The following is a 22,452-nucleotide window of genomic DNA, read 5'->3' as shown; positions in this document are numbered from 1 at the left end:
GTCGCCCGCCCCGATAGCCCCGCCTTAAGGCAGCGCCTATTACCGTCCGGGGGCGTGCGATCGGAATCCCTCCCGATCGGCGATGCTCGGAACGGGTTCGGACGGGAGACCGGCGGATGAGACGGCGCGACGTCATCGCGGCCCTCGGCGGCGCGGCCGCGTGGCCGGCCCTCGCCGCCGCGCCGGCGAAGGGTCAGCGTCGCCTGGGGATCCTGCTGGTCTACGGCGCGGCGCATCCCGACAGTCCCGTCATCGTCGAGACGCTGAAGGAGAGCCTGAAGCGGGCCGGCTGGATCTGGGGTGAGAACCTCACGGTCGACCTGCAGTACGGCAACGGCGACGCCGAGCGGATGCGCGTCCAGGCGGAGGAGATCGTCGCCCGCGCGCCCGACGTGGTGCTCGCGCAGGGCGTCGTCGGCGCGACCGCGCTCCAGCGGGCGACCACGACGGTTCCGATCGTCTTCATGATGCTTCAGGACCCGGTCGGCGGCGGCTTCGTGACGAACCTGTCGCGGCCCGGCGGGAACCTCACCGGCTTCACCAACTTCGACTTCGTCCTCGTCGGCAAGTGGCTGCAGCTCCTGAAGGAACTCAGCCCCGGCGTGACGCGGGCGCTCGCCCTCATCAACCCCGATTACCGGGCGCGCTTGGCGGGCTACACGGCCGAGATGGCCCGGATCGGCCCGGCACTCGGGATCGATGCCCGGATCGCGGGCGTGCACGACGCGGCCGAGATCCAGGCGGCGATCGCCGACTTCGCCGCCCAGCCGAAGGGCGGCCTCATCGCGCTGCCGGACGCGGTGACCGGGGTATACGGCCAGCTGATCGTCGATCTGGCGGCGACCTACCGCCTGCCGGCCGTGTACGCCTACGCGGCGCCGGTCCATCTCGGCGGCCTCGCCGCCTACACGACCAGCGTTGAGCAGGACGTGCAGCGGGCGGCGGGCTACATCGATCGGATCCTGCGCGGCGCGGTGGTCGGCGACCTGCCGGTGCAGGCGAGCGAGCGCTTCATCACCCTGCTCAACCTGACGACGGCCGCCTCCCTGGGATTGACCATCTCGCCCTCGCTGATGGCGAAAGTGGACGAGCTGGTCGAGTAGCGGCCGCCGGAACCGGTGCCGGTCGTCGCGGCGGCACCGCCGCGACGACCGCGATGGAGTGGATCAGCTGAAAGCCGGCAGGCGTCCGTCGGGCGAGTAGCGGTCGATGGCCGAGGGCAGGTCGCGCGAGAGGCGCGCCAGCAGCTCGCTCTTGCTCAGGCCGGTGCGCTGCTCCAGGGCCGCCAGCGTGTCCGGTCCGATGGCGCGCTCCAGATCCGCGGTCGGGATGTCGCGGTTCGGCCCGTGATTGATCCAGGACTGGGCCGTCTCGGCGTGGCCGCCCTTGGTGAAATGGTCGACCAGCTCGGTCAGGCCCCCGGCGATGAGGCCGCCGACGCCGCCCGCGCTGGCGCCGCCGAGGAGCCGATCCAGGTTCGCCGGGATGGTCGAGCCCGTCGCGGGCGGGACCTGCGGCGCCGGCGACCGGGACGCGTCCTTGGCGTGGCCGCCGAGCCACTCGGCGATCCGGTCGCGGTTCTGGTAACCGGCCACGGCCAGCAGGCCCAGCAGAGCGGTCATCGAAGGGTATCCCTTGCTCATCGCGTCGTCCTCTTGAGGCGGGCCCTCGGCCCGGGTGGTACGGCGGTCATCCGCCGCAATGGGTCAGGCCCCGCTCGGGCCCGCGTCGCTCGCGACCGTCCGGCCAGCCAACGCGGACCCGTCCTCCACGCTCCGGCCGGTCGTGATGGCGCGCTTGACGGTCGATCGGGCGGCGTCGATGGCGATCGCCGCGGCCGACATGGTCCGCGCCTCGGTCGGTCGCTCGAGGGCGTGCTTGGCGATGTCGCCCGCGAGATCGTCGATCTCCCGGGCGAGGCTCTCGAGACGCGCAGGGTCGGTCGTCTCCTGCGCCTCCTGGCGGATCCTCAGCAGGCGGTCCGTCGCTTCCTCGACGCGCTCCCGGCGCAGGCGCGACAGGCGCTGGCCGATCCAGGCGAGCGCGGAGCCGATACCGCCGCCGAGGAAGGCGAGCAGGTAGATCCAGGTCTCGTAGCGCTCGATGAAGCTCTGCTGCTCGCGCTCGTAATAGTCGACGGCGCCGGGATGGATCGGCAGCCGGGCGCTCGTCGCGCCGACGGTCCCGTCATAGGCGGGCGCCTGAAAATAGTCGGCCGCGGGCGTGACGTTGGCCATGGCGCTGCGCAGCTCGAACAGGTGCTGGGTGACGTCGGCCGCCACCGACCGGGCGAGGTTCGCGCGCGCCATCAGGCGGTACGAGGCGCCGACCGTGTGAACCTCCTCGTCGGGCACCTTGGGGCTGCCGCCGAAGGTCTCGGCCGGCATGGTGACGACCTGCAGCCGCGGCAGACGGGCAACGATCGCCTCGGCGTTCTCGACATCCACGAAGGAGATCTTGCGATCACGGCTGGCCGCCTGGACGAGGCCGACGATCCGCTGCGCCGTCGGCGCGGTCGGCGCGATGACCGAGATCACCGCGTCGACCCGCTTCCGGGCGAAGGCCGCGCCCAGGTCGCTCTCGGCCATCTCGACCAGGGCGACGTGGCGCGGCGGCAGCGCGCCTGCCGGCTCGGTGGTCACCAGCGTCAGACCGTAATGCTCCAGCATGGCGCGGATGAGCGCCTCGTCGGCGTCCCTGTGGGCCAGGATCGCCAGGCGCTTGCGGTCGAGATCGGGGAAGCGGGCGATCCCGGCGGATTCCGGCGACGCGATGATCATCGCCTGATCGCGCAGGATCGCCAGCGTCAGGCCGTTATCCGGAAGCTCCACATCCGGCCGCACGATCGCCAGATCGGCGCGGCCGTCGCCCAGCGCCTCGGCGCTGTCGCGCACGTCGTCGAAGGGCAGGATCTTGAGGCGGATCTCCTTGTGGCGCTTGGCCAGGGCGTCCGCGTAGGCCTGGATCAGGGCCGGCTCGGTTCCGTCCTTCGGGGCGACCGCGATCGTCAGGACGGTGGCCCGCGACGCCCAGTAGGCCACGCCCGCGCCGACGCTCAGCAGGATGGCCAGCATCAGGAAGACGAATTCCTGACGCAGGAAGAGGCTGGCGAAGCGCCGCATCGGCTCTGCTCTCGCGCATCGAGCGGCCAAGCCCGGCACCGTGCCGGGCAAGGGCCTGAGGGCGGCGCCGAGGAGACGGCGCCGCGGGACGGATCAGTGCTTGCCGGTGATCTTGTCGGCGACGGACTTGGCGCCGTCCTTGACGTCGCCGACGGTCTTCTGCGCCTCGCCCTTCAGCTCCTGCGCCTTGCCCTCGGCCACCAGCTTGTCGTTGCCCGTCGCCTTGCCGGCCGCCTGCTTGACGTTGCCCACCGCCTCGTTGGCCAGGCCCTTGATCTTGTCGGTCGTGCTGCTCATCGCGTGCGCTCCTTCACGGTCGTGGTGGCGGTCGTACTCGTCGGTCGAGAGGTCCAGTCGGGCGCGCGGCCCACCGGGATAGACGGCCCCCCGCATGCACGCGGGGGCCGAGGGGATCACCGGGTGACCGGAGAACGGTCCGCCGACGGTGAGATGGCGGTCAGATGATGGCGACGTCTGGTGGATCAATAGTTCCAAATTACCAGTATAATGAAATTTATCCACCGGGTCCCTGGAGTGGAAATCCGTTCTCCCGGCCCCAAACAACCGCTTCGGTCCGCCGATGGACTCCGAGCTTACGGTACAGTGCGGCGCCGTGATTGCGCACCGTGTTGCGCGACAGCCCGAGCTTGCGCGCGATCGCGTCGTCGCTGAGCCCCGCGCAGATCAGGTTGAGGATCTGGCGCTCGCGCACGGTCAGGTTCGGCGCCCCCGCGTCGCCGCCCTCCCGGCCAGGCCGGCGCAGGTTCGCCAGCTTCTCGATCAGCCCGCGGCTGAACCACGACGTGTCGGCCATCACCGTCTCAATCGCGTCGAACAGCTCCCGCTCCGAGTGCTTGCGCTCGGTGATGTCCTGCAGCACCAGCAGAAGGAAATCGGCGTCGTTGATCGTGATCCGCTCGGCCGAGACCAGGCAGTCGAGGTTCGCGCCGCTCTCGTGGCGCAGGCAGACCTCGGTACCCAGCACGTAGCCCTCGCTCACCAGCCTCTTCTCGAAGGCTTCCCGCTGGGACGACGTCACCCACAGGCCGGCCTCCTCCAGCGAGCGGCCGACGACGCGGTCCTCGCCCAGGCCGAAGACCCGGCTGAACGCCTCGTTCACGCCCGTGACCTGGCCGTCCTCGGCCCGCACCAGCACGGTCGGGATCGGCGTCAGCCTGAACGCCTTGGCGAAGCGCTCCTCGCTCTGGCGCAGGGCGGCCTCGGCCTTCCGGCGCAGCTCCAGGTCCGCGAAGGTGAACAGCATGCAGGGCTCGTCGCCCATCTCGATCGGCTGCCCGGCGACGATCACGAAGCGACGCCCGCCGTCGGGCAGGTCGAGGCAGGCCTCCATCTGCGGGATCGTGCCGCCCGCGTTGAGCCGCGCGACGGCGAGGTCGCGGTTGCGCGCGCCGGCCAGGACGTCGACCTCGTAGACGCTGCGGCCGATGACGGCGTCGCGGGTGTAGCCGGTCATCTCCAGGAAGCCGAGATTGACCCTGACGTGGCGCAGGTCGGACAGCCGCGTGATCACGGCCGGGGCCGGGTTGGCGTTGAAGGTGCGCTCGAACCGCTCCTCGGCCTCGAACTGGTCGGAGACGTCCTTCAGGATCAGCGCGAGGCAGCTCGGGTTGCCGTCGCGGTCCGTGGCGACCAAGCCTCTGAGGGAGTGAACGAACTCGACACCTGGTCTGTCTGTCCGCGTGACCTCGACCACCACGTCGTGGAAGGTCTCGCCGGCAATCACGCGCTCGATCGGGTAGTTCTCCGGCTCATGATTGTTGCGGTAGCGGAGGCAGAAGCGGTCGCGATAGGCGTCGACGGTGGGGCCGAGCTCGTCGAGGCTCTCGGCACCGTGCATCGCCAGAGCGGCCGCGTTGGCGTAGGCGATGGTCTGGTCGGGCTCGACCAGGATCACGCCCTCGCTCAGGCCGGCGATGATCTGCCGGAGCTCATGCCTGTCGACACCCGCCGTCACGATCCGTCCGGTCCCCGCCGCCTCGACGCCGCGTCCCTCGCAGCGGGGCACAAACGGGTTGCGCGCAAGCAGGTTCCGCCCGATCCGCAATTTTCACTGGTATACCTGCATCATTGACGTCGTCGAGATCAACCAGAGATAAGTTCGCAGCCCTCCCGCGAGATGTCGTGCCCGTCGCGACGCCGTCTCCACCCCATCGAGCCCAGAGCTTCACCGTGAAGCCCGCTGTCGAAGAGCGCGATCCGGCCGGCGCGTCCGATCCCGTCATCTCGTATATCCAGGCGCAACTCGGTCTTCGACTGCGCCAGTACTATTCAGAAGTTGCACCGATCGAGATGAGCTCACGGCTGGCCGGCGTGCTGGGCCGCCTGTCCGCGGCCCTGGATGCCGCCGAGTCCGAACGGCAGGTTCCGGGTGCTTTCAAGGACGATCTGATCGCCCTGGTGCCGCGCCTGCGCCGCTACGCCCTGTCGCTGACGTTCGACGGCGTCGAGGCCGACGATCTCGTGCAGTTCACGCTGCTCAAGGCGTGGGAGCACCGGCAGCGCTTCCAGCCCGGCACGAGCCTGGTGGCCTGGCTGTTCACGATCTTACGCAACGGCTTCATCAACGGACGACGCAAGCGACGCTTCGAAGTCTCCGATCCCGACGGCGCGCACGCCGTCACCCTCTCCGAACCGGCCGCCCAGGAGCACAGCATGGGCCTGAAGGAGGTCCGGGCCGCGATCGACCGGCTCGAACCGGCCTATCGCGAGGCGCTGATCCTCGTGGCCGTCGACGGTCTACCGTACGAGGCCGCGGCCTCCGTGATCGGGTGCCCGCCGGGCACGGTGAAGAGCCGGGTCAGCCGCGCCCGCGACCGCCTGCTTCACGAGCTGGGCGAGCGCTGACACACGCGCGACTCCGGTGGCCAGCGCAGGATGCTGGGCCATCGTCGCGAGCCAGCAATCGCGGGGACGCGAACGCCGCCCCCGATCGATCAGGCGGAGCGGCGGTCGGGCCGTGTCTGCGCGGGCGTCCGCTCGATGGGCAGGCGCGCGACCGAAGCCCCTCTGGCATCGCGCACCACCAGCACCCAGTCCTCCGCGTAGCCCTCGTCGGCGAGCTCCTGGATCATGTCCCGGATCACGCTGCGGGCGTCGTCGAGCGCCTGGTCGATGCTCGTGGCCTCGATGCCGATCTCGTCCTTGATGATCTCGCGACCGTGCTCGATGTCAAAGTAGAGGCGCCGCGGAACGAGCCGAAAGTCGCTGCGGTCGCCGTTCGTGAGCCTGTCGATGTCGAAGATCTTCGCCGGATCCCGCGAAGTCCGGGACCTCGCGACCTTCAGGAGCGCGAGTCCGCCACCCACCAGTACGGCGGCTGCACTGGCGACACAGGACGCGAGTATTACCGTGTAGAAGCCGAACGTTTGCCAGCCAAAGGCAAGCACAGCCAGTCCGCCGCACAGGGCGGCTAAGATGACAACCAGCGGCATCCCCCCGGCCCTCGATCGCGCGTTGGCTCTCCGATGTGGGGTATACGGCAAAACTCCGGTCCGCAAGAACGTCCTGACAATCGGTGCGCGTTCGACGGGACGGGCTGAAATTAACGCTACTCGAGCGACCGACGGATCGAGTATCCCGCGTGAAGAGCGAACACAGGGCGCCGAAATCCGTCTCGCGCGGTAGCTGGTCGATGGTTGCTTCAGCGATCGGAACGCGATCGAGCGCTCGGATCGCGAGATCTGGCGCACGCGGTGAGGCACAATCTCGTGAGCCTGCACGTGTCGACTGACGGAACCTCGCGCGCCACGCACCGCGCAGTCTGATCGAAAGCCTACCGGATCTCAGCGGCGCCTTCGCCCGGGCCGGTAATGGATACGTCGCCGATGTCCCATGCCGTCGGCCATCCGGCGCGCCCAATCACAATGACAGCATCCCCGCGCAACCCGGCCATAAATCAACCCGGAGTTGTTGTCAGCAATCTCATAATATAAGAATCCGATCTGAAACACTAACTTCTGAGCGAAATTTCTCAATTATACAGCGATTCGTCCACAGGCGGCTCCGCCAAAATCCTCACATGAATGTATTTCTCTCTTCGCTTGGCTTAGGATATCTCTGAACAGTGGAGATGCGCGATCACGCCTGTCGTTCTGTTGGGCTCGTGCGCGTTAACGGAGTGGGTTGGTGGACAACAGCGACGCGGCTCGCCCGACGACTATCGAGCAGTCCGACCTCCCACTCTCCGATCGGGTCGCGGCCATCGACGCCAAGCTCGACGATCTCTTGGGACGCATCTCGGCGCTGCAGACACACTGCTATTATGACTCGATCAATTGGAATAACTTTAAGGCTCGATTCGATCGATTCGTCCTCGAATGCGAGGATCGGCAGCGAGATATCTTGGAGACCTTGATCAGAGGAAGCGCGGTCGAACCAGTCGACTTGCGTGTCGCGACAGCGAACCCGCTTGCCGGCGACACGCCTGACCATCTGTTTCCTCGAGGCACAGCCGCTGACAACACGCGCTCGCCCCGCTTCGTCGCGGCGTGCGAAACCCATTTCGGTTTCCCCTTGCGTCACCTCGATATCGGTTCGGCCGGCGGAGGGCTCGTCTGGGATTTCACACGGCGCGGACATTTCTCGATCGGGATCGAGGGCTCGGACTGGTCGCGGAAGGAGCAGCGCGCCGAGTGGCGCACCATTCCGGACCGGCTGTTCACTGCCGACGTACGTTTCCCGTTTCGCGTCGAGGACGGCGCCGGCGCGGTCCAGCAGTTCGATCTGGTGACGGCCTGGGAATTGTTCGAGCACATACCGGAAACGGACCTGCCCACACTGCTGCATTCGATCCACCAGCACCTGAGACCGGGCGGAGTCGTGGTGGCCTCCATCGCGACCTTCGCGGATTGCGACGCGGCGGGTCACGAGTTTCACGCGACGATCCGCGATCGCACTTGGTGGGAGACCGCCTTCGCGGCGTCAGGACTTGACCCGGTCCAGAGCCCGTTCCAGCTTCGCGACTATCCGCGTGGTTCGAGCAATCCCCGCGCCTACGACTGGAACGCACACGCCAATCCGGAACTCGGCTTCCATATCGTAGCCAGACGTCAACCGGAAAACGCACCGCGGACAGGCACGTAGATCGCGTCTCGATCCGGTGATGGCTCGGCACCCACCAGCCTCGATGCGCGATGGCCTGCGGCGGACGCTTCGCGATACCGCGCCTCCACTCCATCGCGCATGGCGAGGATCGGATCCGGTCCCCCGCGAATGATCAATGCTCGCGGCTCGAGCGAGCCACCGACACGCGGAGCTATCGACGTTGCGCGGAAGCCCGCGGAAGCTGCGGGGCCCAAGATCGATCTCGCGCCGCGAGCCAGCGACACATCTGACGCTGAGACTTTCGTGCCACCTCGAAATCGGTTCGCCGGGCTTGCGGCCTCACCCGCAATGGTAGACCGAGCACGAGCCCTGACGTGCTCGGATGGCCCATGAAGTTCCGATTGCCCCTCTCATCCAATCAGCGCCGCCCCCTGTTCGGCAACCCGCTCCCCGGCTTCGACCCGGCCTACTACCTTGATCGCAACCCCGATGTTCGCGAAGCCGGCCTGGATCCGCTGAAACACTTCCTCGAACATGGCTGGAAGGAAGGGCGTGACCCGAGCCCAGGTTTCAGCACGACAGGCTATTTGGCCGCGAACCCGGACGTTGCTGTCGCGGAACAGAATCCGCTGCTCCACTTTCTGCAGAACGGTCTTGCCGAAGGACGAAGCGGTTTCGCCCGCGCCGCCTTGTCGATGGGTGCGGTGACACAGACCGGATCTGCACCGGCTCACGGCACGCCCGCGTCGCCGGGAGGGCATGATCCCGTATCGCTGCAGGGCTTTATCGACGAGGCCGACCACAGCCGGATGCGCGGCTGGGCCTTCACGCCCTCCACCCCTCACTCACCGACCGTGATCGCCATCGTCGTCAATCAATCAACCGTCAATACGGTCATCGCGGGCAAATTTCGTCCGGATCTACGCGAGGCGGGTATCGGCAACGCGCATCACGGCTTCACATACGCGTTCTTTCCACCGCTGCGCAAAGACGTGGAGCAGACCATCGTGCTTCGCCGCAGTGCGGATGGCCAGGAACTGGCCCGGGCTGTCCTGCCTCCGGGGCGTCGGATCTGATCGACGGGTCTTCCCGCTCGCAGGAAAGGAGCTTTGCGGCCGACTTCAGACCGCGATCATGGAAGCTGGCTTGGGCGTCAATCCTTGCATTCCAGATCGCCGGTGAGCAGAGGCTGTGCACTGGCGGTCGCCGGCACCGTCCCGTCCATGCTGTAGATGTAGACTTTCGGATCGGCGAAACCGATCCGTCCCTGCACGGATCGACCGGTCGCCCGGTCGAATCCTGTCAGGACCGTATCCTTGAACGGCAGGCAAGGAAGCGATGCGGTGATGTAGCCCGAGCCGCCGACCACCTTGACGTCGAGCCGGATGCCGAGGATCTCGCGACCGAATCGGCGGTAATCGGCCGTTGCCGAAACAGTCGCGGCGGCTGTACCACCGCGGGCGACGACGGGCGTGTAGACGGTTCGCGCGAGGTTCGTCGTAAAGCCCGTATTCCCGATGGGCTGGCCGCTGTCATCGGTAATATTGATGCCCGCACCATCTTCCCATTTCGGCGGCGCCTCACCGCTCTCGGTATTGTACTTGGCCACGACATTTCTGACGCTCGGCCGAGCGCCCCCGCGCGCGACCAGGCCGCCCGTGGCGGAGATCGTACCGAAGCGATTGGCCCGGGCGGCGGACGGCGACGTCCAGGCCCCGGCCTTCAGGTCGATCCCGATCCCGGTCCGTCCTTCGCGATCGGCGCGGATGAAGATAAACTCGTTGGTATCGGCGTTGCCGATCTCGAACCCTGTTCCCTCTTGGGTCAGCGTCAGAACGTTGATCCACTGACTCGAGTTGGTGTCGAGCCAAGGCGATCCAGGGCCGATGCGGACGCCCTGCGCGCGCAGGCTCGCTCTGCCCTGCTGCGTCACGCGCAGCTTCCACTCGTTCTGCGACGTATCGAGGAACGAGGACGCGGCGTTGCCGGAGTTGGCGACGGTGATGGTCACGTCCCGCGTCCCACCGATGTCGGAAGGCCGGACAGTCAGGACATCGCCCAACACGTAATTCGATCCACCTTCCGTAACGTCGATGGTGGACACGGACCCGTCCTTGACCGTGATCGTCGCTTTGGCGCCCTCTCCTGTGTCGATGCCGGCGCTGACCAGGGGAACACCGGAGTAAGTCCCGCTCCGGCCGCCGGAACCGGGTGTGAACGCCGCCCAGACGGATCCCGTGAGGAGGCCCTTGGCGAGGGGACCACGAGCCTCGTCGACGTCGATATCGACGCCCGGACCGGTCGTGTCCCGCACCATGATGTCGATCCTGGAGTTCTTCAGCCCGCGCACCAGCAGTCCGGTCTTCGCTCGTCCATTCCCGTTCAGCGTCAGGTCCGAGAGCGTCACGGCGGTCACCGGTGTCTGGGGTGTCATGCTCCGAAGGTCGAGCATCGCGAGACCGAGCGCTCCGACCCATTTCAGCTCGGTTCCCGCGATGGAGAAGGCGCCTGCGCCCTGGCCGATGATCTTGATGCGGGACATGTTGGGCGCGCGCAGCGACGTCGCGCATCGGGCGACGCCGGGAGGCAGGACCAGGGTCCCGCCTCCGCGGGCGTCAAGGAAGGCCGACGCGGCGTTGATGGCGGGACACACGTCCGCGGATTCTGTCCACGCCTTGCCATCACCGTGGGCGGCGAAATCATCGTATGTCGCCAGGACGGCCCTGAACTTGGCGACGAGCGGGCTGTCGACCGGGTCCGCCAGCTGGTCGAGACTCACGACGCTGCCGCTCGGCAGGGTCGCCGCCGCATTCGCCTCGGATCGCGCGTCGCTCGAATTGCGCCACTGTCTGCCATTCTCGGCAGGACGAGGCCGCTCCGGTTCGTGCGTGGGAGGAACCGTTCGCGCATCCAGGGCCCATGCGCGAGCTGCATTCAGCGCGAGGCACAGGGCGATGAGGTGACCGCGGCGCATAGTCCAGATCCCGTTTCCCGCGTGTTTCCCGCGCGACGCCACGCACCGCGTGGCGGGGCCCGCCTGTGCCGGGCGGAGCCGTCCGTGATACGATGGCATACGACTGCGCGATGAGGACAGGGATGCGCGTGCGCGGCGTCGACAACCGAGAGCGTAGGCACTGGTTTTACGACAGCCGACTAATGGTCTTCGACTTCTGCTTGACGGCGTTCGTCGCGATCTTCTAGCAGGTCAGCCGGTTCGAGGGCTTTCAGCCGATCTTCTCCTGCGCCCGCACGACGGACGTCGATCGTCAATTGTTGCGCCTGGGAATGGATGCCTGCATGGGCAACGCGCGCACCCAGTCGGATCGCGAGGGATGCATGCGGACCGTCCATCTGCTCGCTTGCATGAAGGAGCGCTGGCGCTGATCGACCGCGGCCGCGGCGCGAGAACCCGCAGCGGGGTTGCAGCGGACGCGATCACCTACAGCAGGCCGCTCGATGCGCCCCCGTTCAGAGAGCGGCTGGCGCGCGCGACCAGCTTCGCGAAGGCCAGAGCCGCCGCCGAGGCCTGCGTCCGGGAGGGAAACGATCGATCGGATTCGGCCACCGTCATCTCGGTCTCGTCGAGCAGCACCCAGGTCCAGAGATGCTGTCCGGTGGCTTGGATCCTGAAATGCATCGCGAACTCGCAGGCTGAGGCATCGTGCGATCATGCCCGGCGTAAAGTCGCGCCGTGTTAAAGGGTTGCGCCGCGCAACATCCTATGTCGGTGGGATTGCCTTCCATCCCCGATATCCCCGCCGATCACAGGCTGCGACGCTCGGCAGCGATCGATCGGAGATTCGCACGACGCGCTGAGCCGGCACCCCGATCGGCGCGTAGGCATCTTTTGATGAGGACAGCGACGGCGGATGTTGGTCGTAAGGCACCGTTGTCGCCGACCGCATCCACGGGGCCTCGAGCGCCCCGGGCGAGCAGCCTTCGGGAATGCGTTCGGCCGGAGATGCCGTCCGCCTCGCTCATGGATCAGATCGCCCCCGCTCGTTCCGGCCGCACCTTCAGGAGGCCTCATCCGGCCCTTGTCGTGGCGTCTGTCGCCCTCGCCATCGGCCTCTGGTTCGTCATCTACGCTGTGGCCGGACGCGCCATCTGGTTCTGGTGAGGCGGGACACCCGGCCCCGTCCCGCCGGAGCTTCCCAACCCTCGGGAGGTCGCGACGGGGCCGGCGCAAACCATCGCCTGTAAAGAAGCTCAGCGGCTGGACGACGCGCATGCCTCGAGTGCGCGGAGCGCCCACGGAACGAGTCGGGCTTTCCGCACGATCAGGTTTCTCGGAGAAAGTTCGCAGATTCTGGTGACTGCCAGCGCGCTGGCGCTCCCAAGGGGAATCGAACCCCTGTTTTCGCCGTGAGAGGGCGACGTCCTAGACCGCTAGACGATGGGAGCTTTCCGGCGGCGCGGGGCTGCTATAGCCACCACTCGGCGGGGGAGCAAGTGCCTTCGTCAGGAAATCCGCCGCGGCGGGTCAGATCGGGGGCGAATAGCGGTCGTGGTGGACAACGTGCAGGACGAGCGGGCCGGGATCGTGGCCGAGGGAGGCGTGCGGCTCGACCGGGCGCTGGTCGCGCTGTTCCCGGATCTGTCCCGGGCCCGGCTGCAGGATCTGGTCCGCACCGGCCAGGTTCAGCGGGACGGTCTCCCGGCACTCGACCCGGCCGCCAAGGTCGCCGCGGGCGCGCGCATCGTGCTCACGGTGCCCCCCGCAGCCCCGGCGGAGCCGGTGGCCGAGGCCGCGGATCTGCCGATCGTCCACGAGGACGACGACCTGATCGTCATCGACAAGCCCGCCGGCCTCGTGGTCCATCCCGCCCCGGGCCACGAGAGCGGCACGCTGGTCAACGCCCTGATCGCCCATTGCGGGGCCAGCCTGTCGGGCATCGGCGGCGTCCGCCGGCCCGGCATCGTCCACCGCCTCGACAAGGACACGAGCGGCCTGATCGTCGTCGCCAAGAACGACGTGGCCCACCAGGGCCTCACCGCCCAGTTCGCCGATCACGGCCGGTCCGGACCGCTGGAACGCGCCTACGCCGCCGTGGTCTGGGGCGTGCCCCAGCCGCGGGCCGGGACGATCCAGGCAAGCCTCGCGCGGTCGCGCTTCCACCGGGAGAAGATCGCCGTCGTCTCGGACGCGAGCGGACGCCACGCCGTCACCCACTACGCCGTGGCCGAGGCGTATCGCGATGCCGCCCTCGTAAGGTGCCGCCTGGAGACGGGCCGCACCCACCAGATCCGCGTGCATCTCGCCCATCGCGGCCATCCCCTGCTCGGGGACACGGTCTACGGCGGCGCCTTCCGGACCAAGGCGGCCCGCCTGACGCCGGAGGCCCGCGCCGCCCTCGCGGCGCTCGGGCGCCAGGCACTCCACGCGGAACTGCTCGGCTTCAGCCACCCGCGGACCGGCGCGACGCTGCGGTTCGAGAGCCCGCTGCCGCCCGATATGGCCGCGCTGGTGAACGCCCTGAGGGCGGAAGAGGACGGGGCGCCGCGCCCGTAACCGCCGCGCCGCGGCGTGCGAAAGATCACGCCGTACCGCGTCACATCGTGACATGGTACGACCAAAATCGCCGGTGGCGCGTTGTTGACGACGTGGGTGTCATCGACCGCGACCGGCTCCCCGGCGTCCCGTACGAGATGGGGGGCCGGCAGGGTCGGCTCAAGAGCGGCCCGAGTGGACGGCACTGTTGTCCGTCGCGTCCGCCCGACAGGGGGACATAAGGTCCAGGAGAATGCCATGGCCGGTACGCTGCCCGTGCTCGCCAACGAAGGTGGCCTCTCGCGCTACCTCGACGAGATTCGCAAGTTCCCGATGCTGGAGCCGTCGGAAGAGTTCACGCTGGCGAAGGCTTGGCGCGACGCCGGCGACCGCGAGGCCGCGCATCGCCTCGTGACGTCGCACCTGCGCCTGGTCGCCAAGATCGCCATGGGCTACCGCGGCTACGGCCTGCCGATCGGCGAAGTCGTGTCGGAGGGCAATGTCGGCCTCATGCAGGCGGTCAAGCGCTTCGATCCCGACAAGGGCTTCCGCCTGGCCACCTACGCGATGTGGTGGATCAAGGCGGCGATCCAGGAATACATCCTGCGCTCGTGGTCGCTCGTGAAGATGGGCACGACCGCGAACCAGAAGAAGCTGTTCTTCAACCTGCGCAAGGCCAAGGGCAAGATCTCGGCCCTCGACGAGGGTGACCTCAAGCCCGATCAGGTAAAGCAGATCGCCACCCGTCTCGGCGTGCCCGAGCAGGACGTGATCGACATGAACCGGCGCCTGTCCGGCGACACGTCGCTCAACGCGCCCCTGCGCGAGGAGGGCGAGGGCGAGTGGCAGGACTGGCTCGTGGACAACAGCCCGAGCCAGGAGACCGTGCTGGCGCGGGAGCAGGAGGGTCAGAACCGCCTCTCCGCGCTCAAGGACGCTCTCGGTGTGCTCAATCCGCGCGAGCGCCGCATCTTCGAGGCCCGGCGCCTCGCCGAGGACCCGATCACCCTGGAGGACCTCTCCGGCGAGTTCGGCGTGTCTCGCGAACGCGTCCGGCAGATCGAGGTCCGCGCCTTCGAGAAGGTGCAGGAAGCGGTCAAGCGCAACATCGCGAGCCGCGAGCTGCCCCGGACCGGCATCGAGGCCCGCTGAGCCGCGCGCCCGGCGCGCGACGCGCCGGGCGCGCCGGTTCGGGTCAGGGCTCGGACGGCGGGCGCCGTCGACCGATCGCTGCCAGGCGTCGAAGGCGTTCTGCATCACCTGGGCGCCGGCGGCGCCCTCGACCGATCACTGCCAGGCGTCGAAGGCGTTCTGCATCACCTGGGCGCCGGCGGCGCCCTTCTCGAAGGTCAGCACCGCCCGGCGGCCGGACGTGTAGCGCAGCGCGATATCGAACCAGTTCCGGTGCAGGAGCAGGTCGGTGTTGCGCTCGACGTCGTTATGCAGCGACGACAGGCCGATCAGGAACAGGTTGTCGCGGACCCGAACCGGCAGGCCCGAGACCGGCGAGCCGCGGGCGCTCTGCTCGTCCTTGGCCTGGAGCAACCCGACATCTTGGACGGTTCTGGACGCGGCGTTGCTGCCGCTCTGGCTGAAGGCCAAGCTCACCGTGTGGGAGGCCGGCAGGGTCGCGTCGAGATTGCGCTGGATGGTCATCACCAGCGTCAGGCCGGCATCCGGGATGGTCACAGTGGCGACGACGGCGTTCTGGACCGGCTGCCCCTGATCCCCGTTGACGGTCTCGAGCCGCCACGTCACCCGCCCCGGCGTCACGGTCGGCTGACCGCCCTCGGCCCCCGTCGCCTCCTCGACGAGTTCCGCCCTCTGCGCGACCGCGACGCCCGCGTCGGCCGGCGCGGGCGTGGCCGCGGCCCGTGCCGGCGCGCCGTTCTCGACGCGCGTCGGGGCCTTGGGGGTCGGGGCGGCGTCGCCGCCGACCCGGTCGCCGAACTTGGTCTCACCTTCCGGCTGCTGCGTGTCCGCGGTCTCCGTGCCGTTCGACGGCAGGTTCTGCGGCCGGTCGCGCAGCAGGAAGGCCGCGACGGCGATCAGGCCGATCACCACAGCCAGGACACCGCCCACGAAGACGTTGCGCAGCACGCGCGACCGACCGGTGCGCGGGGGGACCACCTCGATCCGCGGACGCTGACGCCCGCCCGCGCCCTCGGCCGCCTCGGCGTCAGGGTCCTCGACGGCGGGCACCTCGGCGCCGGACGTCTCGGCGCCGGACGTCTCGGCGACCAGCGGGGCCGTGTCGGGCGCGGCCGCCTGCGGCGTGCCCGGACGCGGCGGCGCGATCGGGATCGGTGCCTCGCGCGGCCCATCCGCGGCCTCCCGATCCCCGTCGCGGGACGCCACCGCGAAGGGCGGCTTCGCCGACGGGAGGATGGGCGCCAGCGCGGGACCGGATCCCGGCTCCGGCGGGGACGGCTCCGGGATCTCGGGCTCCGTCGCCGCGGGGACGATCGGCTCTGGGATGGCGGGTTCTGGCGCGGCGGGTGCGGGCACGGCCGGTGCTGGTGGCGGCGCCGAAACCGTGGCCGGAGCGGGCGTCCCGGGCGCCTGCGCGGCATCGTTGGCGGGGGCCGGGAGGCCGCCGTGATCGACCTCGAGCCGCTCGATCGCGGCGTCGAGCGCCCGACGCTCGAGATCGATATCGGCCTCCGACAGCGGCGGATCGAGGGAGCGCAACTGGCTGATCAGGGCGTTGCGCGCGCGGTCGTAGACCGCCTTGCGCAGGGCGGGCGTTCGGTCCGGCAGCGCGTCGAGCGCGCGGGCCAGAAGCGGGTAGTAATCGGCCATGATACTCTGGTCCGCCCCTTCGGCCGCCGTCCGGCAACGCCGGTCGGAGGCCGGGGACCGAGGTCCGCGCCCGCCCGACAGGTCCGGTCGCGGCCGTCGGCCGGTTTGTCGTATCCCGCCGCGCGGGATCAGGGCCCGCGCGCCGGTTGCCTTCGAGACGGCGGGCGGATCGCGATACGGACCGCCCAGCCGCCAGCCCGTTCTAGATCAAGCCCGCGCGGACTGGATACAGGCAGGGCCGCCGAAAACACGCGTCGTCAACGGGATAGCGCGCGAAGGGTCAATCCTCGAACGGGTTGTGCATGAGGATCGTGTCGTCGCGCTCGGGCGAGGTCGACAGCAGCGCCACCGGCGCCCCGATCAGCTCCTCGATCCGGCGCACGTACTTGATCGCCTGCGCGGGCAGATCCGCCCAGGACCGGGCCCCCGCTGTCGTCTCCGACCAACCCGGGATCACCTCGTAGACCGGCTCGATCCGGGCCTGCGCGGCCTGGCTCGCCGGCAGATGGTCGATCGGCTGGCCGTCCAGCATGTAGCCGGTGCAGACGCGGATCTCCTCGAAGCCGTCGAGGATGTCGAGCTTGGTCAGCGCGATGCCGTGGATGCCGGAGGTCCGGACCGTCTGGCGCACCAGCACGGCGTCGAACCAGCCGCAGCGGCGCTTGCGCCCGGTGTTGACGCCGAACTCGCGCCCGCGGCTGCCGATGGTCTCGCCGATCTCGTCGAACAGCTCGGTGGGGAACGGTCCCTCGCCGACGCGGGTCGTGTACGCCTTGGCGATGCCCAGGACGTAGCCGATCGCGCCCGGGCCGAGGCCCGAGCCCGTCGCCGCCTGCGCGGCCACGATGTTGGAGGAGGTCACGAACGGGTAGGTGCCGTGGTCGACGTCGAGCAGCGCGCCCTGCGCGCCCTCGAACAGGATGCGCTTGCCGGCCCGGCGCTCCTCGTCGAGCAGCGACCACACGGTGTCGGCGAAGGGCAGGATCTTCGGCGCGATCGCCTTCAGCTCGGTCAGCAGCGCCTCGGCATTCACCTCGTCGATCCCGAGGCCGCGCCGAAGGGCGTTGTGGTGGGTCAGCACGCGCTCGATCTTGGCCGGCAGCGCGTCGGGGTCGGCGAGGTCGACGACCCGGATCGCGCGGCGGCCGACCTTGTCCTCGTAGGCCGGCCCGATGCCGCGCTTGGTCGTGCCGATCTTCAGGCCGGCATTGGCCGTCTCACGGAAATGATCCAGCTCGCGGTGGAGCGGCAGGATCAGCGTGGCGTTGTCGGCGATCCGCAGAGAGGACGGCGAGACGTCCACGCCCTGCGCCTTGATCCGCTCGATCTCGTCGATCAGGTGCCAGGGATCGACGACGACGCCGTTGCCGATGACCGAGAGCTTGCCGCCGCGGACCACGCCCGACGGCAGCAGCGCCAGCTTGTAGGTCACGCCGTCGATGACGAGCGTGTGGCCGGCATTATGGCCGCCCTGGAAACGGACCACGATGTCGGCCTGCTCGGAGAGCCAGTCGACGATCTTGCCCTTGCCCTCGTCGCCCCACTGGGCGCCCACAACGACGACGTTGGCCATGCCTGCCTGCTTACCCGCGACGGAAACCGGGACGGCGCGGCCCACGGGTGCAGGCGGCGCACGTCGTGAGCCGTTTCCGCGATCCGGCCAGCGAAATCAAGCAAGGGGCCGCATGATCGGACCGCATGGCGGTCTTCTCGGCCTCGCCGCGACCGGCCTACTTGGCCTCGGTGCCGGGGTCCCGACCGGGCAGTTCGTGCGGCTTGATCACCGGCATGGAGCCGGACTGGTCGGGCTTCACCACGGTGCCGGTCGTGCCGGAATCCGGCGGCTTGATCACGCCGTCGTTCTTCTGGAGCTTGTCGCTGAGCGACTGGTCCTGCGGCGGCGCGTCCGCGTTCGGGCGCACGCGCTCGGGCGGCGCCGGGGCCGGACTGGTCGTCTGGGCGCCGGCGGGTACCGCCGCGACGGTCGCCGCCAGGGTCATCGCGAGAGTCGTCGCGAGGGCGGCGGGCAGGGTCTTGTTCGGCACGAGGGCCTCCCCGGTTCGAGACACGAATTCGGGGAGGAACAGCCGGGGACGGGATCCGTTCCTGTCCGCGGCGGGGTCCGATGTCCCGTCCTGTGGACGGGATAGAGCGGTCTCAACCCTGGCGGGCGGCTTCGATGTAGAGCTCGCGCAGGCGTCGGGTCAGCGCGCCCGGCCGCCCCTCGCCGATCGACCGCCCGTCGATCTCGACGACCGGCATCACGAAGGCGGAGGCGCTGGTGTAGAAGGCCTCCTGGGCCGCGTAGACCTCGTCCACGGGGATCAGCCGCTCCTCGATCCGCAGGTCGGCCTCCTGCGCGAGGCGCAGCACCGAGGCCCGGGTGATGCCCGGCAGGAGCGCCGTGGAGAGTGGCCGGGTCACGAGCACGCGGTCGCGGCCGATGATGAACGCGGTCGAGGAGGAGCCCTCGGTGACCGCCCCGTCCTCGACCATCCAGGCCTCGGCGACGCCGGCCTCGGCCGCCTGCTGCTTGGCGAGCACCTGCGCCAGCAGGGCCACCGACTTGATGTCCCGCCGCTTCCAGCGCAGGTCCTCGACGGTGATCACCCGGGCGCCGCTCTCGGCGAGCGGGTTGGCGAGCACGGTCTTGGCCTGCGTGAACATCACCACGGTGGGCTCGGTGCCGGCCTTCGGGAAGGCGAAGTCGCGCTCGGCCACCCCGCGGGTCACCTGCATGTAGACGAGCCCCTCGGTGACGCCGTTGCGGGCGACGAGCTCGGTCTGCAGGCGCTCCCAGCCCGCCGCGTCGTGCGGGTTGCGGATGCCGATCTCGCCGAGCGAGCGGTCGAGGCGCGCGAGGTGCGCGGCGTTGTCGACGAGCTTGCCGTCGATGATCGCCGAGACCTCGTAGATGCCGTCGGCGAACAGGAAGCCGCGGTCCATGATCGGCACGCGCGCCTCCTCGTAGGGGAGGAACTGGCCGTTGAGGTAGACGATGCGGGGAGCGGTCACGGGGAGCTGTCCTGTGTTCGGCGCGGGCCCGGAGACGCGGGCCCGCGAGCGCGGGTCGAAGCAGGAATCGTGCGGGGTCTCAGCGGTCGCCGAAGACCCGCCCGAAGATCGTGTCCACGTGCTTGAAGTGGTAGCCGAGATCGAAGCAGGCCTCGATCTGCTCGGCCGGGAGCGCCGCGGCGACCTCCGGGTCCGCCTTGAGCAGCGCCAGGAAGTCGCCCTCGCCGCGCCAGACCGGCATCGCGTTGCGCTGGACCAGCCGGTAGGAATCCTCGCGGGAGACCCCGGCCTGCGTCAGCGCCAGCAGCACGCGCTGCGAGTGGATCAGGCCGCCGAGCCGGTCGAGATTCTTCTGCATGTTGGCCGGGTAGATCAGCAGCTTCTCCATCACCCCGGTCATCCGTGCCAGGGCGAAGTCAAGGGTGACGGTGGCGTCGGGGCCGATCATCCGCTCCACCGACGAGTGGGAGATGTCGCGCTCGTGCCAGAGGGCGACGTTCTCCAGGGCCGGGGTGACGTAGCCGCGCACCATCCGGGCGAGGCCCGTGATGTTCTCGGTGAGGACCGGGTTGCGCTTGTGCGGCATCGCCGAGGAGCCCTTCTGCCCCTCGGAGAAGAACTCCTCCGCCTCGAGGACTTCGGTGCGCTGGAGGTGCCGGATCTCGATCGCCAGCCGCTCCAGCGACGAGGCGACGACGCCGAGGGTCGCGAAGAACATCGCGTGCCGGTCGCGCGGGATCACCTGGGTCGAGACCGGCTCGGCGGTCAGGCCCATCTTCTCGGCGACGTACTGCTCCACCCGCGGGTCGATGTTGGCGAACGTGCCGACCGCGCCCGAGATCGCGCAGGTGGCGACCTCCTCGCGGGCCGCGACGAGGCGGCGGCGGTTGCGCTCGAACTCGGCGTAGGCCTGGGCGAGCTTCAGACCGAAGGTGACCGGCTCGGCGTGGATGCCGTGCGACCGGCCGATGGTCGGGGTGAGCTTGTGCTCCAGGGCCCGGGTCTTCAGGGCGGAGAGCAGCGAGTCGACGTCGGCGATCAGGATATCGGCGGCCCGCACCAATTGCACGTTAAGGCAGGTGTCGAGCACGTCCGAGGAGGTCATGCCCTGGTGGACGAAGCGCGCCTCGGGACCGACGATCTCGGCGAGGTGGGTCAGGAAGGCGATGACGTCGTGCTTCGTCACCGCCTCGATCGCGTCGATGCGGGCGACGTCGAAGACCGCGTCCTTGCCCTTGGTCCAGATCGTCTCGGCCGCCGCCTTCGGCACGACACCGATCTCGGCGAGCGCCGTGGTGGCGTGGGCCTCGATCTCGAACCAGATCCGGAAGCGGCTCTCGGGCGACCAGATCGCCGTCATCGCGGGGCGGCTATAGCGGGGGATCATGGGGGCCTCGGCACGGTCCGGATTGCGTGCGTGGCCGGTAGCATGCGCCGGGCCGGCCGCTCAATGCGCATCGGGCATGCCGGGACGGCAACCGACGTGAAACGCGCGCCGCACCGGGCTCAGTCGATCCGCACCCAGCCCTGGCCCATCAGCCGTTCCTGCGGCCGGAAGCGGGACTTGTAGTCCATCTTGCGCGAGCCCTCGACCCAGTAGCCGAGATAGAGGTACGGCAGCCCGAGCCCGCGAGCCCGGCGGATGTGGTCGAGGATCATGAAGGTCCCGGGCGAGCGCGCGGCCTCCGCGGGATCGTAGAACGAGTAGACCATCGACAGGCCGTCCGAGAGGACGTCGGTCAGGCAGAACGCGAGCGGCGGCCCGGAGCCGCGGCCGGTGATCGCCGTGTCCGGCCCGTGCCGGCGATACGACACGAGGTGCGTGTCGACGTGGCTGTCCTCGACCATCATTGCGTAGTCGAGCACGGTCATGTCGACCATGCCGCCGTCGCCGTGCCGGGCGTCGAGGTAGCGGCGGAACAGGGCGTACTGCTCGGAGGCGGGCCGGTTCGGTTCCGGCGTGCCGACCCAGTCGGCGCTGCGGGCCAGGATGCGCCGCTGGCTGGCGCTCGGCTCGAACTCGTCGACCACCACGCGGACCGAGACGCAGGCCCGGCAGGTCTCGCAGGCCGGCCGGTACGCGATGGTCTGGGAACGGCGGAAGCCGCCCTGGGTCAGGATCTCGTTCAGGTCGCGGGCGCGCCGTCCGACCAGGTGGGTGAAGACCTTCCGCTCCTCCTGCCCCGGCAGATAGGGGCACGGCGAGGGGGCGGTGAGGTAGAATTGCGGTGTGTCGCGCGGGTGGCTGGTCACGCTTCTCACAGACCCTGCGCCGGGTTCATCCTCGCGGCGCCGGCGTGACAGTGTACAGGCGACCGGCCGGGGCTCAATGGCCCGGCCGGTCGCACCGTCAGATTTTCATCAGCGGAATCGCGGCTCAGCGCGCGTGGACGACGGCGAGGCCGAGGAGCAGGTCGTGCCCGAGGCGGCGGTCGGCGCGCATGAGCCCGAACGCGATGTCGACGCACCAGAGCAGGAAGGTCGAGATCGCCACGTAGAACAGCAGCGCGTGGACCGCGGCCGTGATGACGTCGACCCGCGCGCCGCTCTCGGGCGCGACGGTCCGCAGGCCCATCATCCGCTGGCCGATCGTGCTCTGTTTCGGCCCGCCCACCGTGATCGCGCTGTAGATGATGCCGCTCGCCGGAAGGACCGCGAACAGCGTCCAGCCGAGGCCGAAGGTGACCACCCCGATCACGGTGATCGCGAGGGTCAGCAGGGCCGTGAAGCCGAAGATGAACAGGATGTCGAGGAGATAGGCGACCGTCCGGCCACCCAGGCTCGCCCGCACGAACGGGATCGGCAACGCGGTGGCGTAGCCGGGCGCTTCGAAGCGCTGCGCGTATCCGGGTTGTGGGTTCTGCATGGTGTCGCGTCCTGCAAGCGAGGCTGCGGACGTGAAGGTGGGTGCGCGCGCCGGATGCCGCAAGGGGATCCGTGAGGAGACGCGGGCGTGGG

The 22,452-nt window shown here is 69.2% G+C and carries 20 protein-coding genes and 1 tRNA gene; 6 read left to right on the top strand and 15 right to left on the bottom strand.

Translation table 11 applies throughout. From position 1 onward, the window contains the following. The first annotated feature begins 116 nt into the window (after positions 1-116). Positions 117-1,103, top strand: coding sequence for an ABC transporter substrate-binding protein (locus ACLBYG_RS00440; protein ID WP_447680245.1), 987 nt, complete (start codon positions 117-119; stop codon positions 1,101-1,103). A 63-nt stretch (positions 1,104-1,166) separates the two neighbouring features. On the opposite strand, the gene ACLBYG_RS00435 is transcribed toward ACLBYG_RS00440, so the two are convergent. The 4 genes from ACLBYG_RS00435 to ACLBYG_RS00420 form a co-directional block, all read right to left on the bottom strand. Further along, on the bottom strand, positions 1,167-1,643 hold the full coding sequence (locus ACLBYG_RS00435) for a YidB family protein (protein WP_026605449.1): 477 nt from the start codon (positions 1,641-1,643) through the stop codon (positions 1,167-1,169). Positions 1,644-1,706: 63 nt separating this feature from the next. Next, complete coding sequence (locus ACLBYG_RS00430; protein WP_447680244.1) at positions 1,707-3,122, bottom strand: TAXI family TRAP transporter solute-binding subunit; 1,416 nt, start codon at positions 3,120-3,122, stop codon at positions 1,707-1,709. 93 nt (positions 3,123-3,215) lie between these two features. Next, positions 3,216-3,419, bottom strand: a complete 204-nt coding sequence (locus tag ACLBYG_RS00425) for a CsbD family protein (protein WP_020096305.1) — start codon at positions 3,417-3,419, stop codon at positions 3,216-3,218. A 217-nt stretch (positions 3,420-3,636) separates the two neighbouring features. Next, positions 3,637-5,097 (bottom strand): helix-turn-helix transcriptional regulator, encoded by a 1,461-nt coding sequence (locus ACLBYG_RS00420; RefSeq protein ID WP_447680243.1) that lies wholly within the window; start codon positions 5,095-5,097, stop codon positions 3,637-3,639. A gap of 215 nt (positions 5,098-5,312) precedes the next feature. Here ACLBYG_RS00420 and ACLBYG_RS00415 point away from each other — a divergent pair, with 215 nt between their 5' ends. Continuing rightward, positions 5,313-5,987: a sigma-70 family RNA polymerase sigma factor gene (locus ACLBYG_RS00415; RefSeq protein WP_447680242.1), complete on the top strand. Its 675-nt coding sequence runs from the start codon at positions 5,313-5,315 to the stop codon at positions 5,985-5,987. An 89-nt stretch (positions 5,988-6,076) separates the two neighbouring features. Here the strand turns inward: ACLBYG_RS00415 and ACLBYG_RS00410 are convergent, their stop codons facing one another. Continuing rightward, complete coding sequence (locus tag ACLBYG_RS00410; RefSeq protein WP_447680241.1) at positions 6,077-6,574, bottom strand: DUF6894 family protein; 498 nt, start codon at positions 6,572-6,574, stop codon at positions 6,077-6,079. A 694-nt stretch (positions 6,575-7,268) separates the two neighbouring features. Here ACLBYG_RS00410 and ACLBYG_RS00405 point away from each other — a divergent pair. Both ACLBYG_RS00405 and ACLBYG_RS00400 read left to right on the top strand, forming a co-directional pair. Beyond that, positions 7,269-8,225 (top strand): class I SAM-dependent methyltransferase, encoded by a 957-nt coding sequence (locus tag ACLBYG_RS00405; protein ID WP_447680240.1) that lies wholly within the window; start codon positions 7,269-7,271, stop codon positions 8,223-8,225. Between the two features lie 350 nt (positions 8,226-8,575). Continuing rightward, positions 8,576-9,262, top strand: a complete 687-nt coding sequence (locus tag ACLBYG_RS00400; protein WP_447680239.1) for a hypothetical protein — start codon at positions 8,576-8,578, stop codon at positions 9,260-9,262. 77 nt (positions 9,263-9,339) lie between these two features. Here ACLBYG_RS00400 and ACLBYG_RS00395 read toward each other — a convergent pair whose 3' ends face one another. The 3 genes from ACLBYG_RS00395 to ACLBYG_RS00385 form a co-directional block, all read right to left on the bottom strand. Then, positions 9,340-11,160, bottom strand: coding sequence for a hypothetical protein (locus tag ACLBYG_RS00395; RefSeq protein ID WP_447680238.1), 1,821 nt, complete (start codon positions 11,158-11,160; stop codon positions 9,340-9,342). A 465-nt stretch (positions 11,161-11,625) separates the two neighbouring features. Next, the gene (locus ACLBYG_RS00390) at positions 11,626-11,823 is read right to left on the bottom strand and encodes a hypothetical protein (RefSeq protein ID WP_020096365.1); all 198 of its coding nucleotides are present in this window, start codon (positions 11,821-11,823) and stop codon (positions 11,626-11,628) included. 691 nt (positions 11,824-12,514) lie between these two features. Then, positions 12,515-12,590, bottom strand: a tRNA-Glu gene (locus tag ACLBYG_RS00385). 103 nt (positions 12,591-12,693) lie between these two features. Between ACLBYG_RS00385 and ACLBYG_RS00380 the strand changes: the two genes are divergently transcribed. Together ACLBYG_RS00380 and rpoH are read left to right on the top strand one after the other, a co-directional pair. Then, a complete protein-coding gene (locus ACLBYG_RS00380; RefSeq protein WP_447680237.1) occupies positions 12,694-13,698 on the top strand; it encodes an RluA family pseudouridine synthase in 1,005 nt (334 codons plus the stop codon). Positions 13,699-13,935: 237 nt separating this feature from the next. Then, positions 13,936-14,829, top strand: a complete 894-nt coding sequence (gene rpoH, locus ACLBYG_RS00375) for an RNA polymerase sigma factor RpoH (RefSeq protein WP_042672026.1) — start codon at positions 13,936-13,938, stop codon at positions 14,827-14,829. A 135-nt stretch (positions 14,830-14,964) separates the two neighbouring features. Here the strand turns inward: rpoH and ACLBYG_RS00370 are convergent, their stop codons facing one another. The 7 genes from ACLBYG_RS00370 to ACLBYG_RS00340 all read right to left on the bottom strand — a co-directional run bounded on the left by ACLBYG_RS00370 (position 14,965) and on the right by ACLBYG_RS00340 (position 22,360). After that, complete coding sequence (locus tag ACLBYG_RS00370; protein WP_447680236.1) at positions 14,965-16,479, bottom strand: histidine kinase; 1,515 nt, start codon at positions 16,477-16,479, stop codon at positions 14,965-14,967. Between the two features lie 280 nt (positions 16,480-16,759). Then, a complete protein-coding gene (locus ACLBYG_RS00365) occupies positions 16,760-18,052 on the bottom strand; it encodes an adenylosuccinate synthase (RefSeq protein WP_091925032.1) in 1,293 nt (430 codons plus the stop codon). A gap of 157 nt (positions 18,053-18,209) precedes the next feature. Beyond that, positions 18,210-18,524 (bottom strand): hypothetical protein, encoded by a 315-nt coding sequence (locus ACLBYG_RS00360; RefSeq protein ID WP_447680235.1) that lies wholly within the window; start codon positions 18,522-18,524, stop codon positions 18,210-18,212. A 112-nt stretch (positions 18,525-18,636) separates the two neighbouring features. Beyond that, positions 18,637-19,494, bottom strand: a complete 858-nt coding sequence (locus tag ACLBYG_RS00355; RefSeq protein WP_447680234.1) for a D-amino-acid transaminase — start codon at positions 19,492-19,494, stop codon at positions 18,637-18,639. A gap of 79 nt (positions 19,495-19,573) precedes the next feature. Next, on the bottom strand, positions 19,574-20,881 hold the full coding sequence (gene purB, locus ACLBYG_RS00350) for an adenylosuccinate lyase (RefSeq protein WP_447680233.1): 1,308 nt from the start codon (positions 20,879-20,881) through the stop codon (positions 19,574-19,576). Positions 20,882-21,000: 119 nt separating this feature from the next. Continuing rightward, on the bottom strand, positions 21,001-21,747 hold the full coding sequence (locus ACLBYG_RS00345) for an arginyltransferase (protein WP_091925038.1): 747 nt from the start codon (positions 21,745-21,747) through the stop codon (positions 21,001-21,003). A 124-nt stretch (positions 21,748-21,871) separates the two neighbouring features. After that, a complete protein-coding gene (locus tag ACLBYG_RS00340) occupies positions 21,872-22,360 on the bottom strand; it encodes an RDD family protein (RefSeq protein WP_331299659.1) in 489 nt (162 codons plus the stop codon). Between the last annotated feature and the right edge of the window lie 92 nt (positions 22,361-22,452).

The organism is Methylobacterium sp. D53M, from assembly GCF_053345625.1.
This window is presented reverse-complemented; position numbering and strand designations above follow the sequence as displayed.